Below are 13,552 nucleotides of genomic sequence, written 5' to 3' on the forward strand. Positions count from 1 at the left end.
AGCCACCCGGTATGTTCTGCGTGTCGGCAACTGCGGAGAGTAAGGATGCCCTCAGAGAAGAAGTTCGACTGGAAAGCCCTTGAAGACGTCGCCGTGGGCCAGGTCGTGAACGCGGTGCGGAACATTCGCCAAACCTGTCCGGACGAGACCGTCTACGGCGCGATGTTTCACGAGTTCTACGGCGATGGTTCGGTGCTCTATTGGCCGATGGTGACGGTCGGTACCGAGGAGGTCCTGGCCCGGGTGGCCACAGACTACGGCGATGAGAGCGAGGACTTGCGCTGGTCCGGCCCGGATCTGGGCCAGTACGCCGATGACCATGGCTTCGAGCCGGGCGACGAGCAGGACCAGTGGGCGACGCAGTGCGCCGAGTTCGCGCAAGCCACCGCCAAGGGCAGCTTCAGCGCCTGGGAGGCGGTCTATGAACGCTTCCTGCACTGTTTCCCCCGGGCGGCCAAGCGGGCTCGTGCTCAGTTGCTCAAGGAAGGTCTGGTCGACAAGCACTTCATCGTCGTCGCCACGGATGAAGCCGGTGAGCTGGTGCCGCTCAGCCTGACTCGCGCACAGCTGCTGCGCCACTTCCCGATGTACGACGAGGCTGAACGCGAGCGTGCCCGCATCGCTGCATTGCCGCTGACGGAGCGGATCGCAGAGGTGGTGTCGCAAGCCGTGCGGGCCGCTCCGCCTGGACCGCTGCTTGGCGAGTACGACGCACTCGCCCGCGTTCTGGGCGAAGCAGCCGTACCGGCCCTGCTCGATGTGGTTGCCGGGCGCAGCGCTGGCGAAGCATGGCAGGCAAGCATGCTGCTTGCCGAGATCAACCACTCGAGTCCCGACGTCATCAGCACGCTTGAGGCTACCCTGTGCAACGCGGCGGCCAGCGAGAGCGAGCGGGCCTGGGCCGCATCAGCCCTGGCACGCCTCGAGCGCATGGACCTGATTGCCGCGCATCTGAGCGAGCTGCCCAGCGAGGTGGCTGCGCGTGGGCTCAGCGCTCCCTATCGCTCCTTCCGCGATCGTGGCAAGCACCGCCCCCTTGACTACCGCCCACTCGAAGCAGTGCTGGCGCAGTACCCGGATATGGCGCCAGCTGTCGCCGAGGCCCTGGCGCCCGGCTGTGGCTTCTGCACGCTCGAGGCCGACGAAGTGAAGGCCGCGCAACAGGGTTTGACGTCGAAGTGGGCCTTCATCCGCGAACATGCCCGCGATGTGCTGGAGGAGTTCGAGCAGCGATGATGCTCGGCAATTCACAGCGATATGTGCTTGTCAGCATCTACTGAAAGGGGGCAGGGGCGGTTGCTTGTCTTCCGCTGGCCCTGATTGGATTTTCTGTCGAAACCCGAGATCGTTGGTTAAGGTTACTCTCGGTTCGACAGGCTTCTCCGGCATTTACTAGAGGAATACCCGAATGAGTCAGATCAGCGTGCAACCTGTGGCCTACAGCCTCGATGGCGTGGCTTTCGAAGGCCAACTGGTGTTCGATGCTGCCAGCACCGCTTCGCGGCCCGGCCTGCTGATGGCGCCCAACTGGATGGGCGTCAGCCAGGGCGCAGTGGACATCGCCCGCAAGGTCGCCGAGCGCGGCTATGTGGTGCTGGTCGCCGATCTCTATGGCAAGGACGTCCGGCCCAATGGCCCGGAGCAGGCCGGCGCCGCCATGATGCCGCTGAAGAACGACCGTGCGTTGCTGCGCCAGCGTATGCAGCTTTCGCTCAAGACCCTGCTTGACCAGGCCGACAAGGCGCCGATCGATACCGCGAAACTCGCCACCTTCGGCTTCTGCTTCGGCGGCTGCTGTGCCCTGGAGCTGGCCCGTGACGGTGCTCCATTGGCCGCCGCCGTGTCTTTCCATGGCACCCTGGATACGCCGAATCCGGCCGATGCGCAGAACATCAAGGGCTCGGTGCTGGTCCTCGACGGCGCCATCGACCCCTTCGTGCCGCGAGAGCAACTGACCGAGTTCGCCAGGGAAATGATCGACGCCAAGGTTGACTGGGCCCTGACCAGCTACGGCGGCGCCGCGCATTCCTTCACCGATCCGCATGCGCAGATCCCAGGCAAGATGCAGTACGACGCCAAGGTGGCGCGCCGCGCCTTCGCTGCGATGTTCGATCTGCTGGACGAGCGCTTCGACGCCTGACCGGATCGGGGGAGGGTATCGCGCCGCTCCCCCGTGCCGGACTCAACGCAGCTTGGCCACCTTGAACTCCAGGTCCGGCCAGGCTGGCAGGCCGGCAAAGTCCTCCCGCAGATAGCGCGCCAGCGCGATGATCTGCTCGTTGTTCAGACTATTGCGGAAAGCCGGCATGTAGCCCAGCTCCGGCCGCGCCGGATGGCCGATGCCGTCCAGGATCACCCGCAGCAGATTGTCCGGCGCAGCCGCATACAGGTTGTTGCTCACCGCCAGCGACGGCCGCACACCATTGAACTTCGGGCTGTCACCGTCATGGTGGCAGGCCATGCAGGCGCCATTGAATATCCGCCCTCCGCTGCCACTGACGGGTTGTAGCGTGCCGTAGGTGCGCTGCTCCAGTTCGACGGCGCGTTTCTCTGGTGAGAAGTCGCCGACCTGTTCCGGAAGGAAGGTCGCGAGGTAGCGCGCCATGGCCTGCAGGTCTGCGTCCGATTGCTGCGTGAGCCCGGCGGCCACCGGCGCCATCGGGCCGGCGGAGGCGCCGTGGTAGCGCGAGTAACCGTTGCGCAGGTAGTCGTACAGGGTTGCCTGGGTCCATGGGACGGCGGGCTTGCTGTCACCATTGAGCGGCGGGACCTGCCAGCCGTCCACGGTCGCGCCGGCGAAGCGATGCTTGCCGGTACGTTCGGCACCCAAGGCGTTGCGAGGTGAGTGGCAGGCACTGCAATGGCCCAGCCCTTCCACCAGATAGGCGCCGCGATTCCAGGCCGCATCACGCTGCGGCTGGGGCTGGAAAGGGCCCTTGTCGAAGAACAGGAAGTTCCATCCCGCCATGATCTGGCGCTGGTCGTAGGGGAAGGGCAGGCGGTCGTCCGGGGTATCTGCCTCGACGGCCGGGCGGCTCATCAGGTAGGCATAGAGGTCGCGCAGGTCCTCGTCGTCGACTCGGGTGAAGGCGGTGTAGGGGAAGGCGGGGTAGAGGTAGTCGCCCTCGCGTGAGACGCCTTCCCGCATGGCGCGCTTGAAGGCCTCGAAGGACCAGACGCCAAGACCGGTCTCGCGATCCGGGGTGAGGTTGGAGGTGTAGAGCGTGCCGAACGGCGTCACCATGGCGCGGCCGCCCGTCAGCGGCGTGCCACCCTCGCGGGTGTGGCAGACCGCACAATCACCCAGGGCCGCCAGTTGTCGCCCGCGGGCGATGGATTCGACACTGAAACTGTCGGGGTCAGGTGGGTCGATCGGCGCAATGCGTGGTTGCCAGGAGACGGCAAGGCCCACTGCAACGAGAGCGGCCAGCCCACCGATGACGGCCAGAGAGAGGTTCTTCATGCGGAATGGTTCTCCTGCAGTGCGGCACGAACTCGCTCTGGTGTGAACGGCGGGCGAGTGAAACGCACGCCGGTGGCGTCGTGCAGCGCATTGGCGATGGCGGCGGCGCTGGGCACCGAGGTGGATTCGCCGGCTCCCAGCGGCGGGGTGCCGGGACGGTCGAGCAGGAGCGCGGTGATCTTCGGCACCTGCGGGAATCCGAGGATCGGGTAGCCGCCCCATTCGAGGCTGGTGACGCCGCTGCGATCAAAGGTCGCGTACTCCAGCAGAGCCCGGCTGGTGGCCTGGATCACGTTGCCGTGGACCTGGTGGCGCACGCCGTCGGGGTTGACCATCTGCCCGCAGTCTTGCGCTACGTGGACGTCGGTCACGCGGACCGCGCCGGTGTGCGGCTCGACCTCGACGTCCACTATCCAGGCGGCCCAGGCCGAACCGAACCCCGGGAAATCGCTGTGGAAATAGCGTGCGTAGGCGAAGCCGCGGCCGACCAGCAGGTTGCCCTGGCGCGCCTGCGGGTTGGGGGAGATGCGCGGCTGCCAGTGGGCGGAAGCAGCCAGCGCCTTGATCAGCGCAATGGCGCGCTCATCGTGCAGGTAGCGCAGGCGGAACTCGATGGGGTCGGCGCCGGCCATCTGCGCCAGTTCGTCGATATAGGATTCGTGGGCGAAGACGTTGGGCAAGGCCGACACGCCGCGCATCCAGGACGCCCGGACGATGGGAGCTGCGTCGTTGCATACCACGCGCAGGTGTGGGTAGGCGTATTGCGGCACGGCGGTGCGATCACCCATCCGCGTCACCTGGGGCTTCGCATCTACCCGCGAGGTGAGCAGCAACGCCAGGTTGATGCCGTTGTTGGAGGGGTAGCAGGTGGCGAAGTCGTAGGCGGCTACGTTGCCGTCCTTGTCCAGTCCGCCACGGACATCGATCAGTTGCGCCGAGCCCTTGGGTTCCCAGCCATGCTCCTGTTCGCGCATCAGCTGCACTCGTACCGGCTGGCCCACAGCCACGGCCAGCAGGGCAGCATCGGCGGCCACGTCGTCGGCACAATTGCGGCCATAGCAACCGGAGGCTTCCATCCGTATGACTTCGACCTGTTCTGGCGGCATGCCCAACAGTGTTATCAGGTCGGCGCGCAGGTCGTGGGGGTTCTGGCTGCCGGACCAGACCTTCATCACGCCATCTTCGAGGTGCGCGAGTGCGCAGGACGGACCGATGGAGGCGTGCTGCTGGTAGGGCCAGACGTAGGTGCGTTGCAGCGGACGGTCGAGCTGCTTGAGAACGGCGTCCATCTGCGTGTCGTCCTGCAGCATGCGCGGCTGCTTGGGGTGGGCGCGCAGGGTCGCCGCCAGGTCGTCGAGGCCCAGGGGCGGCAGGTCGCTCCAGCCTTTCCAGCGCACCTTCAGCGCCCGAGCGATGCGAATCGCCTGCTCCTCGCGCTCGGCCACCACGCCGATGAAATCACCGATCACCAGCAGGCGGACGAAGCCGGGCAAATGGGCCACGGATTGTTCGTCGACTTCCAGCAGGCTTCGGCCCACGGGAGCGTTGACGTCGGCGCCGGTGTAGGGCGGGCGCACCACGCGGCCGTGGAGCATGCCCGGCAGACGCATGTCGTGCACGTAGGTCAGCCCTCCGGTGACCTTGGCAGGGATGTCCAGGCGCGGCACCGAATGGCCGACCACCTGGTATGTGCTGTGGGGTTTGAGCGGCGCGCTGGCATCGATCTTCAGCTCGAAGCGCTGCCCTTGCAGCAACTCGCCATAGCCGATGCGGCGGGCCGGTTTGCGTTTGACGAAGATGGCACCGTCGGCGCAGTCGAGTTGGCGGATGTCGATCTTCAGGGCCTGCGCCGCACGCTGCATCAGGAACTCCCGCGCTTCGGCCGCAGCACGGCGCAGGGGAATGGCGCTGACCTGGATGCTGGAGCTGGCGATGGTTGGCCCCTGGTTGGGGGTGTAGCGGGTATCGCCGAGCAGCAGGGTCACCTGCCGGATGTCGACATTCAGCTCTTCCGCGACGATCTGGCTAAGGGCGGTGCGGATGCCGGTTCCGAGGTCGACATGGCCGCAGGCCGCGGTGATGGTGCCGTTGCCGGCGATGGCGATGAAGCTGTCGACCTGATCGAGCGGCAGCGTGGCGTCGGTGCCCTGTGCGAGCAACGGACGCGGCAACTGGACACTGACCAGCAGCACCCCGCCGGCCTTGAGGAAGTTGCGACGGCTGAGTGGAGTCATGCCGGATTCCCCTCTGCGTCATCACTGCTTCTGCCGGCAGCCCTGCGCACGGCGTTGAGGATTTCGATATGCGTACCGCAGCGGCAGAGGTTGTAGGCCAGTTCCTGGCGAATCTCGTCGTCGCTCGGGTTGGGGTTGCGGGCGAGCAGGGCGGCGCTGGTCATGACCATGCCGTTGGTGCAGTAGCCGCACTGCGCGGCCTGCTCGTCGATGAAGGCCTGCTGGACCGGGTGCGGGGCATCCAGCGTGCCGAGGCCCTCCAGGGTGGTGACCTGGCGCCCCAGGGCTGCGGAGACCGGCGTGATGCAGGATCGGGTAGCGACGCCATCGAGGTGGACGGTGCAGGCGCCGCACTCTCCCAGGCCGCAGCCGAACTTGGGGCCGTTGAGCTGCAGGTCATTGCGCAGGACGTACAGCAGGGGCGTATCGGTTGCCACGGCAAGCGGCCAGGACTGGCCGTTGACGACCAGCGAGAGGGGATCAGCCATGGGGGACTCCTTCCAGAGAGTGTCATGCCCGACACCCTGACCATGGCCGGGTGTAGGGAAAAGGAAGGAAGTCTTCGGGAGCAGCGTGACGCCAGCTAGGGCGAGCAGGCCGAAAGGGCGGTAGGAATCAGGTGATAGGGACGCAGGTACTGCGCCCTGTCAGGGTTCAGCGTCAGACACTGCCAGCGGGGGCCGTGGCGGGTTGGTCGGCGCGGTAGCCGCGTGCGCCGAACCAGATGATGTACAGGTAGCACACCAGCGGCACGGCGAAGGAGGGCAGCAGGCCGATGCGGTCGGCGAAGAAGGCCTGCACCAGCGGCATCAGGGCGCCGCCGACGATGGCCATGCAGAGCAGGCCGGAGCCCTTGCTGGTGAGGTTGCCCAGGCCTTCCAGGGCGAGGGAGAAGATGGTCGGGAACATGATCGAGTTGAACAGGCCGATCAGGATCAGCGCCCACATCGCCACATGCCCGCCGACGCTCAGCGCGATGCCGATCAGCACGGCGATGACCACGGCGTTGAAGGCCAGCAGGCGGTTCGGCGCGATGGCGCGCATCAGGGCGCTGCCGATGAAGCGGCCGACCATGGCGCCGCCCCAGTAGAACGACAGGTACTTGCCGGCCTGGTCCGCCGGCAGCCCGGCGATGTCCGGCTGGCCCATCAGGCTGACCAGGTAGCTGCCGATGGACACTTCGGCGCCGACGTAGCAGAAGATCGCGATGACCCCGAAGATCAGGTGGCGGTGGGCGAAGATCGACTGGCGTCCGGCCACACCGTCGGTGGGTTCGCCGTGGTGGATCTTTGGCAGGCGGAACAGGGCGATCAGCACCGCGATGGCGAACAGCAGGCCAGCCAGGACCAGGTAGGGTGCCTTCACCGAGTCCGCTTCGCTGGCGGCGGAGCTGCCGATCTGCGAGGCGGCACCGGCGCCAATGGCGAGTATGGTCACCGAGCCCACCAGCGGGCCGACGGTGGTGCCCAGGGCGTTGAACGCCTGGGTCAGGTTCAGCCGGCTGGCTGCGGTGGCCGCCGGGCCGAGTATGTTCACGTAGGGGTTGGCTGCGACCTGCAGGAGGGTGATGCCCGAGGCGAGGATGAACAGCGCGGCGAGGAAGAACGGGTAGGACTGCGCGCCGGCCGCTGGGTAGAACAACAGGCAGCCGATACCCGCGGTGGCCAGGCCGACGATGATGCCGCTCTTGTAGCCGACCTTCTCCACCAGCCGTCCGGCGGGGAAGGACATGATGAAGTAGGCGCCGAAGAAGCAGAACTGCACCAGAGAGGCCTGGACATAGGACAGCGTGAACACTGCCTTGAGGTGCGGCACGAGGATGTCGTTCAGCGAGGTGATCAGGCCCCACATGAAGAACAGCAGGGTCAGTACGGTGAGGGCGCTGGTGTGGCGGTTGGTGGTCGACTGGTCCATCACGGACTCCTTGGGCCAGAAGTAGCGGGCTTGCCGTCGGCAAGGGTTCGGGGCGCGCGATGCTGCGGCAAGCCGCTGCACGGGGCCTCAAGCATTCGCCGGTTTCGACAGCGGGGCGGCGATTTCTGATCGACTTCTTTGTACGGCTAGCGCGGCAATTCGATACGTTCCAGTTCGCCCGGCACCGTTGGCCAGTCGCGGGCGGCCCAGCGTTCGCGGGCGCTGTCGATCAGGCCCGGGTCGCTGGCGACGAAGTTCCAGTTCATCCGCCGGGGCCCGTCGAGCGGGTCGCCACCGATGATCACTGCATGGCAGTCGCCGCAGGCGGAGAGGGTGAAGTTTTCGCCTTCAGGCAGTACCACCAGTTGGTGCAGCGGCAGCGGCTCGTCGTCCAGCAGCGCTTCGCCTTCGATCAGGTATAGCGCGCGTTCGGGGTGCTCGTCCGGGATTGCCAGGGTCGCACCGGCACTGAGTTGCAGGTCGGCGTAAAGCGTCTTCGAGCGAACCGGCACCGGCGACTCCAGGCAGAAGCCGGCGCCGGCGATCATGCGGATACGCACGCCCAGGCTTTCGCTTTCCGGCAGGCTGGCGCTGGCGTGGTGGCTGTAGCTGGGCTCGCAGCCTTCCAGCTCGCGCGGCAGCGCCAGCCATACTTGCAGGCCGTGCAGGCGCGAGCCGCTGTGCAGCAGATCGGCCGGGGTCCGCTCGACGTGGGCGACGCCACGCCCGGCGGTCATCCAGCTGACGTCGCCGGGCAGCACGAGTTGGTCCGAGCCGAGGCTGTCCTTGTGCTGAACCTGGCCTTCGAACAGGTAGGTGAGGGTGGACAGGCCGATGTGCGGATGCTGGCGGATGTCCATGCCATGCTTCGGCGCGAAGCGGCTTTCGAGCATATGGTCGAAGAACACGAAGGGCCCGACGCTGCGGCGCTGTGCCGAGGGCAGGGGGCGCAGGATGGGCACGCCCTCGACGTCTTCGGCGCGTGGGCGGATGGTCAGCAGGCTGTCGCTCATGATGGTGTCCAGTGGTCCGATCCACGCATGATAGACGCTTGGCGCCCGGCCGACCCGCACGGCGTCAAGCTGTCATCAGGCTGTCACGGCGATGTCATAGCCTCGCGCGGACCCCAACAAGGAGCGCGACATGTCCATTTCCCGCCTGCCAGCAGTCCTGGCTCTCTCCCTGGCTTCCGCCTTCGCTTCCTCGGCCTTTGCCGAAGTGCGCGTCAACGGCCCGGTCGAGTACGGCGTCTTCGTCAGCAACTACAAGGACTATCAGCCGGGCGAGCGCGTGCTCACGCGCAGCGAGCAGGAGATCGAAGCCACGACCCGTGTGCCGGCCAAGCTGGGCACCAAGTTCGGCATGCGCTACCAGCTCAGCGGCAAGCAGGAAGGCGACGCCCCGCTGACCTTGCTGTACTTCACTCCCGGCGTGGTAACCCCGGACGGCCAGCGTCACGACAAGTTCGAGGTCGTACAGAAGCTGGTGGTGGGCGCGCCCACCGACGTGATGGCCTATCAGTTCACCGAGAATCACGAGGTGGTGCAGGGCCAGTGGCGCTTCATGGTGTTCCAGGGCGACCGCCTGCTGGCGGAGAAGACCTTCACCGTCGAGTAAGTCTCGCGGTCAGAAATCCCCGTACGAACTCGCTATACGAAAGAGCCCGGCCATGTGCCGGGCTTTTCTTTGCCTGTTGAAAGGCACGGATTACATCCTTTCCATTGGCAGGGGAGAAACAGTTTGTTACTTTGCCTGCACGATAGTCCCAACTCCCGGCGTGCAAGCAGAAGAGGAGAGGGGGCCAAAGCGCCCGCAAGCGCTCTGGCAGGAGTGTTACTGCACGGTAGCCCGGCTTGTCCGAGGCCACCGGCAGCCGAGAAACGAATAAGAACAGCACCGGCCGCAACGACCGGAGCGATAAATCTTGGCCATGGAGGTAATGCTGTCTATGAACAGTCGATTGGGTGCGCGTTCGTCCATTTTCTGGGCGCCGCGGCGGGCGGGGGCGTTGATGGGACTCTTGCCGCTGTTGGTGGCGGGGTCGGCCCAGGCCCTGGAGTTCAAGCTGGCCGAGAACGAGATCACCGGCTCGCTGGACAGCACGCTGTCCTACGGCGCCATGTGGCGGGTACAGGGCCGCGACAAGAACAACATCAGCGACATCAACGCCGACGACGGCAACCGCAACTTCGATACCGGCCTGGTTTCCCAAGTCTTCAAGCTCACCTCCGACCTGTCGGCCAAGTACCAGAACTATGGCCTGTTCATGCGTGGCACTGCCTATTACGACACGCAGATCATGGACAAGCGCAACGACTACTACAGCACCACCAACGGCGTGGAGCGTCCCAGTCAGTCGTACCCGCAGGACGATCATTTCACCGACGACACCCGCCACATTGCCGGGCGCAAGGCCGAGCTGCTGGATGCCTACCTGTCCGGTAGCTGGGACGTCGACGAGCATCCGCTGACCGGCCGCGTCGGTCGCCAGGTGCTGAACTGGGGCGAGGGCGTGTTCTACCGGGGCGGGGTCAACACCATCAACCCGGTCGACGCCGCGCGCTTCCACCTGCCGGGCTCGGAACTCAAGGAAGTGCTGGTGCCGGTGGAGGCGCTGAGCTTCAACCTTGGCCTCACCGACGACCTGTCCATGGAGGCCTTCTACCAGTGGAAGTGGAAGGAAACCCGCCTGGACTCGGTGGGTACCTACTTCTCCGACACCGACCTGTTCAGCGACGGCGGTGAAACGGCCTACACCACCGAAACCGACCCGCTGATCAAGGAGCTGCTGGCCGGCTACCCGACCGTCGCTTCCCTCGGTCTGCTCGGCAATGGTCCCCATGGTCCCAATGCCTTCCTCGATCCGAACACCGGCACCTTCAAGGTGGCCAACGTTGGCAAGGACATCGAGGCGCGCGACGACGGCCAGTTCGGCGTCGCCTTCCGCTACATCGCCGAGGAACTCAACTCCACCGAGTTCGGCTTCTACTTCGTCAACTACCACGCCAAGGAGCCCCAGGTCGCTGTCGATCTGCGCAACTACCAGGGCGTGGACGTCGACGCACTGAACAACCTGCTCGGTCCGCTGGGCCTGGGCGAAGCGGTGCCAGGCCTGGCCACGCTGGACATGGCCAGCAACGCCGAAGCCCGTCGTGACTATGTCGAAGACATCCGCATGTACGGCTTCAGCTTCAACACCACCCTGGGCGATGCCTCGGTGTCCGGCGAGATCGCCTACCGGCCGAACATGCCCATCAGCATCTCGGCGACCGACGACCTGCTCGGCGACCTGCTGACCCAGGGCGTGCTGGGCCAGACCAACCTCTACGACGGCAATGTCGCCGCTGGCCAGGCCTGCGCCGAAGTGGCCGGCAAGCAGCTGTGCCGTGGCAGCCTGTTCGAGAACTATGAGCGCGCCGAGACCTACAACATCTCGTTGTCGACCATCTACAACTTCGGCCCGCACCTCACCTTCGACTCCATGACCGGCGTGGCGGAACTGGCCTCCGAGCACATCCGCGGCAGCAGCCTGAAGTACACCGCCTGGGACGGCACAGAGCGCAAGTTCGTCGGCGCCCAGGACAAGGCCTACGTCGGCGGCAACGACGACGACGTGCAGATCAGCCGCGACAGCTACGGCTACACCCTGCTGCTCACCGGTAGCTGGAACGACGTCTACGCTGGGGTGAAGCTTTCGCCCTACGCCGTCTACCAGGAGGACTTCAGCGGCAACTCCGACCGCACCGGCAACTTCATCGAAGGCCGCAAGGCCTACACCCTCGGTATCGACGCCAGCTACCTGAACACCTTCGAGGTCGGCACCCAGTACACCAACTACTACGGCGCCGGCTCCAGCAACTCCATGCGTGACCGCGACAACGTCTCGATCACCGCGAAATACTCGTTCTGATCCGGAGAGAACCATGTACAAGAAGAGTTCCCTGATCGCCCTTGCCACGCTGGCGGCCCTGGCCGTCACCGATGCGCGTGCAGCGGTTTCGGCCGACCAGGCCGCCCAGTTGAAGAGCAGCCTCACCCCCATGGGCGCGGAAAAGGCCGGCAATGCCGCCGGCAGCATTCCTGCCTGGAGTGGTGGCCTGACGTCGGCGCCTGCCGGCTATAAGGGACCGGGCGCGCACCACGTCGATCCTTATGCCGGCGAGAAGCCCAAGTTCGTCATCACCAAGGCCAACCTGGACCAGTACAAGGGCAACCTGACGCCGGGGCAGATCGCGCTGTTCAACGCTTACCCCGATACCTACCAGATGCCGGTCTACGAGACCCACCGCAGCGGTTCGGCGCCGCAGTGGATCTACGACAACATCTACAAGAATGCCACCAGCGCCAAGCTGGTGGAGGGTGGCAACGGCTTCTCCGACGCTTACGGCGGCGTGCCGTTCCCGATCCCGCAAAGCGGCGTGGAAGCGGTGTGGAACCACATCGCCCGCTACCGTGGCACCTACATCGTGCGCCGCTCCTCCCAGGCCGGTGTGCAGCGCAATGGCGCGTACTCGCTGGTGACCTCCCAGGACGAGGCGCTGTTCCGCTTCTACGACCCCAAGGGCAGCTTCGAGAAGCTCGGCAACACCATGTTCTACTACATGACCTTCACCACCGCCCCAGCCCGCCTGGCCGGTAACGGAGCACTGGTGCAGGAGACCCTCGACCAGGTCAAGGAACCGCGCCAGGCCTGGGGCTACAACCCCGGCCAGCGCCGCGTGCGCCGCGCCCCTACGCTGGCCTACGACACCCCGATCGAAGACTCCGATGGCCTGCGCACCGCCGACGACACCGACATGTACAACGGTGCGCCGGACCGCTACGACTGGACCCTGGTGGGCAAGAAGGAAATCTACATTCCTTACAACAACTACCAGATCACCAGCCCGGAGGTTAAGTACAAGGACCTGCTCACGCCCGGCCACGTCAATCCCAAGTACACCCGTTACGAGCTGCACCGTGTGTGGGTCGTGGATGGCAAGCTGAAACCCGGAGCACGGCACATCTACTCGCGTCGTACCCTGTACCTCGACGAGGACAGCTGGGGTGCCGCCGTGGTGGACCAGTACGACGGCCGTGGTGAGCTGTGGCGTGTGTCGCTGGCGTACCTGAAGAGCTTCTACGAGCAGCCGATGGTGTGGACCGCGCTGGACACCTTCCATGACCTCCAGGCACACCGCTATAGCATCCAGTGGCTGGACAACGAGGAGCCCGGCACCGCCGACTTCAGCCAGCCGGCGCCGGACGATTCAAACTTCAGCCCGTCGGCGCTGCGCCGCAAGGCATCGCGCTGAGTTTGCCCTGATAGGACAAAGGCCCCGCAAGGGGCCTTTTCTTTTTCTGTCCCGGGTTCGCGAGCAAGCTCGCTCCTACGAAAAACGCAGTGGCATACCTGTAGGAGCGAGGGGGACGCCTAGTCCTTGCTCGCGAACCGCCGCCTGCCCCCAGAAACCGTTTCACGCCATCGGCGGCAACCGCCGCTTCACCGGGCTCTTCTTGACGATGGCGGTGTTGGTTTCGGCGAAGCCATTGAGGTGGTCGAGGATCTCGTCCAACTGCTCCATGGAGCGCACGCACATCCGCGCGTAGAAGCAGTCCTCACCGGTGACCTTGTCGCACTCGGTGAACTCGGGGATCGCCAGGATCTGTTTCTCTACTTCCTGCAGTTTTCCCGGCAGCGGGCGAACCCGGACGATGGCCTGCAACTGGTAGCCAAAGGCGCGTGGATCGACATTTACCGTGTAGCCGGTAATCACCTGGCGCTCTTCCAGCTTGCGCAGCCGCTCGGCAACGCTGGGCGAGCTCAGGCCGCTGACTTGCGCCAGTGCCTTGAGGGACAGGCGCGAGTCATCCATCAGCGCGGCAATCAGCAACTGGTCGATTTCATCGGTCATCTTGGCCTCGAAAGGTGAAGTCGGGTAATTGCCTTGATAGTAAAGGT

At 65.4% G+C, this 13,552-nt stretch carries 11 protein-coding genes; 5 read left to right on the forward strand and 6 right to left on the reverse strand.

Annotation, left to right across the window (positions count from 1 at the left end; all coding sequences use genetic code 11):
- Positions 1 to 45 precede the first annotated feature (45 nt).
- Both ACKI1H_RS17385 and ACKI1H_RS17390 read left to right on the forward strand, forming a co-directional pair.
- Positions 46 to 1,236: a DUF4303 domain-containing protein gene (locus tag ACKI1H_RS17385; RefSeq protein ID WP_440465749.1), complete on the forward strand. Its 1,191-nt coding sequence runs from the start codon at positions 46 to 48 to the stop codon at positions 1,234 to 1,236.
- A 172-nt stretch (positions 1,237 to 1,408) separates the two neighbouring features.
- The gene (locus ACKI1H_RS17390; RefSeq protein WP_440465750.1) at positions 1,409 to 2,140 is read left to right on the forward strand and encodes a dienelactone hydrolase family protein; all 732 of its coding nucleotides are present in this window, start codon (positions 1,409 to 1,411) and stop codon (positions 2,138 to 2,140) included.
- Positions 2,141 to 2,182: 42 nt separating this feature from the next.
- On the opposite strand, the gene ACKI1H_RS17395 is transcribed toward ACKI1H_RS17390, so the two are convergent.
- The 5 genes from ACKI1H_RS17395 to ACKI1H_RS17415 all read right to left on the reverse strand — a co-directional run bounded on the left by ACKI1H_RS17395 (position 2,183) and on the right by ACKI1H_RS17415 (position 8,624).
- Positions 2,183 to 3,463 (reverse strand): cytochrome c, encoded by a 1,281-nt coding sequence (locus ACKI1H_RS17395; protein WP_440465751.1) that lies wholly within the window; start codon positions 3,461 to 3,463, stop codon positions 2,183 to 2,185.
- The gene (locus ACKI1H_RS17400; protein WP_138522813.1) at positions 3,460 to 5,697 is read right to left on the reverse strand and encodes a xanthine dehydrogenase family protein molybdopterin-binding subunit; all 2,238 of its coding nucleotides are present in this window, start codon (positions 5,695 to 5,697) and stop codon (positions 3,460 to 3,462) included. The genes ACKI1H_RS17395 and ACKI1H_RS17400 overlap by 4 nt, the downstream gene beginning before the upstream one ends.
- On the reverse strand, positions 5,694 to 6,185 hold the full coding sequence (locus ACKI1H_RS17405) for a (2Fe-2S)-binding protein (RefSeq protein WP_440465752.1): 492 nt from the start codon (positions 6,183 to 6,185) through the stop codon (positions 5,694 to 5,696). The genes ACKI1H_RS17400 and ACKI1H_RS17405 overlap by 4 nt, the downstream gene beginning before the upstream one ends.
- Positions 6,186 to 6,357: 172 nt before the next feature.
- Complete coding sequence (locus tag ACKI1H_RS17410) at positions 6,358 to 7,611, reverse strand: sugar MFS transporter (RefSeq protein WP_138522817.1); 1,254 nt, start codon at positions 7,609 to 7,611, stop codon at positions 6,358 to 6,360.
- A gap of 146 nt (positions 7,612 to 7,757) precedes the next feature.
- The gene (locus ACKI1H_RS17415; protein WP_440465753.1) at positions 7,758 to 8,624 is read right to left on the reverse strand and encodes a pirin family protein; all 867 of its coding nucleotides are present in this window, start codon (positions 8,622 to 8,624) and stop codon (positions 7,758 to 7,760) included.
- A gap of 130 nt (positions 8,625 to 8,754) precedes the next feature.
- On the opposite strand from ACKI1H_RS17415, the gene ACKI1H_RS17420 reads away from it, so the two are divergent.
- The 3 genes from ACKI1H_RS17420 (at position 8,755) to ACKI1H_RS17430 (ending at position 12,905) form a co-directional block, all read left to right on the forward strand.
- Complete coding sequence (locus ACKI1H_RS17420; RefSeq protein WP_138522821.1) at positions 8,755 to 9,228, forward strand: DUF3859 domain-containing protein; 474 nt, start codon at positions 8,755 to 8,757, stop codon at positions 9,226 to 9,228.
- Positions 9,229 to 9,559: 331 nt separating this feature from the next.
- Positions 9,560 to 11,521, forward strand: coding sequence for a DUF1302 domain-containing protein (locus ACKI1H_RS17425; protein WP_138522823.1), 1,962 nt, complete (start codon positions 9,560 to 9,562; stop codon positions 11,519 to 11,521).
- A 13-nt stretch (positions 11,522 to 11,534) separates the two neighbouring features.
- Positions 11,535 to 12,905: a DUF1329 domain-containing protein gene (locus tag ACKI1H_RS17430; RefSeq protein ID WP_138522825.1), complete on the forward strand. Its 1,371-nt coding sequence runs from the start codon at positions 11,535 to 11,537 to the stop codon at positions 12,903 to 12,905.
- Between the two features lie 162 nt (positions 12,906 to 13,067).
- Here ACKI1H_RS17430 and ACKI1H_RS17435 read toward each other — a convergent pair whose 3' ends face one another.
- A complete protein-coding gene (locus tag ACKI1H_RS17435) occupies positions 13,068 to 13,505 on the reverse strand; it encodes an Lrp/AsnC family transcriptional regulator (protein ID WP_138522827.1) in 438 nt (145 codons plus the stop codon).
- Positions 13,506 to 13,552: the final 47 nt, after the last annotated feature.

The sequence above is a fragment of the Pseudomonas sp. YH-1 genome, assembly GCF_051990045.1.
Lineage (GTDB): Bacteria > Pseudomonadota > Gammaproteobacteria > Pseudomonadales > Pseudomonadaceae > Pseudomonas > Pseudomonas nicosulfuronedens.

Excerpts from the sequence above, each read along its gene's own strand:
- ACKI1H_RS17385 (WP_440465749.1), top strand. The coding sequence starts at position 46 with ATGCCCTCAGAGAAGAAGTTCGACTGGAAAGCCCTTGAAGACGTCGCC.
- ACKI1H_RS17390 (WP_440465750.1), top strand. The coding sequence starts at position 1,409 with ATGAGTCAGATCAGCGTGCAACCTGTGGCCTACAGCCTCGATGGCGTG.
- ACKI1H_RS17395 (WP_440465751.1), bottom strand. The coding sequence starts at position 3,463 with ATGAAGAACCTCTCTCTGGCCGTCATCGGTGGGCTGGCCGCTCTCGTT.
- ACKI1H_RS17400 (WP_138522813.1), bottom strand. The coding sequence starts at position 5,697 with ATGACTCCACTCAGCCGTCGCAACTTCCTCAAGGCCGGCGGGGTGCTG.
- ACKI1H_RS17405 (WP_440465752.1), bottom strand. The coding sequence starts at position 6,185 with ATGGCTGATCCCCTCTCGCTGGTCGTCAACGGCCAGTCCTGGCCGCTT.
- ACKI1H_RS17410 (WP_138522817.1), bottom strand. The coding sequence starts at position 7,611 with ATGGACCAGTCGACCACCAACCGCCACACCAGCGCCCTCACCGTACTG.
- ACKI1H_RS17415 (WP_440465753.1), bottom strand. The coding sequence starts at position 8,624 with ATGAGCGACAGCCTGCTGACCATCCGCCCACGCGCCGAAGACGTCGAG.
- ACKI1H_RS17420 (WP_138522821.1), top strand. The coding sequence starts at position 8,755 with ATGTCCATTTCCCGCCTGCCAGCAGTCCTGGCTCTCTCCCTGGCTTCC.
- ACKI1H_RS17425 (WP_138522823.1), top strand. The coding sequence starts at position 9,560 with ATGAACAGTCGATTGGGTGCGCGTTCGTCCATTTTCTGGGCGCCGCGG.
- ACKI1H_RS17430 (WP_138522825.1), top strand. The coding sequence starts at position 11,535 with ATGTACAAGAAGAGTTCCCTGATCGCCCTTGCCACGCTGGCGGCCCTG.
- ACKI1H_RS17435 (WP_138522827.1), bottom strand. The coding sequence starts at position 13,505 with ATGACCGATGAAATCGACCAGTTGCTGATTGCCGCGCTGATGGATGAC.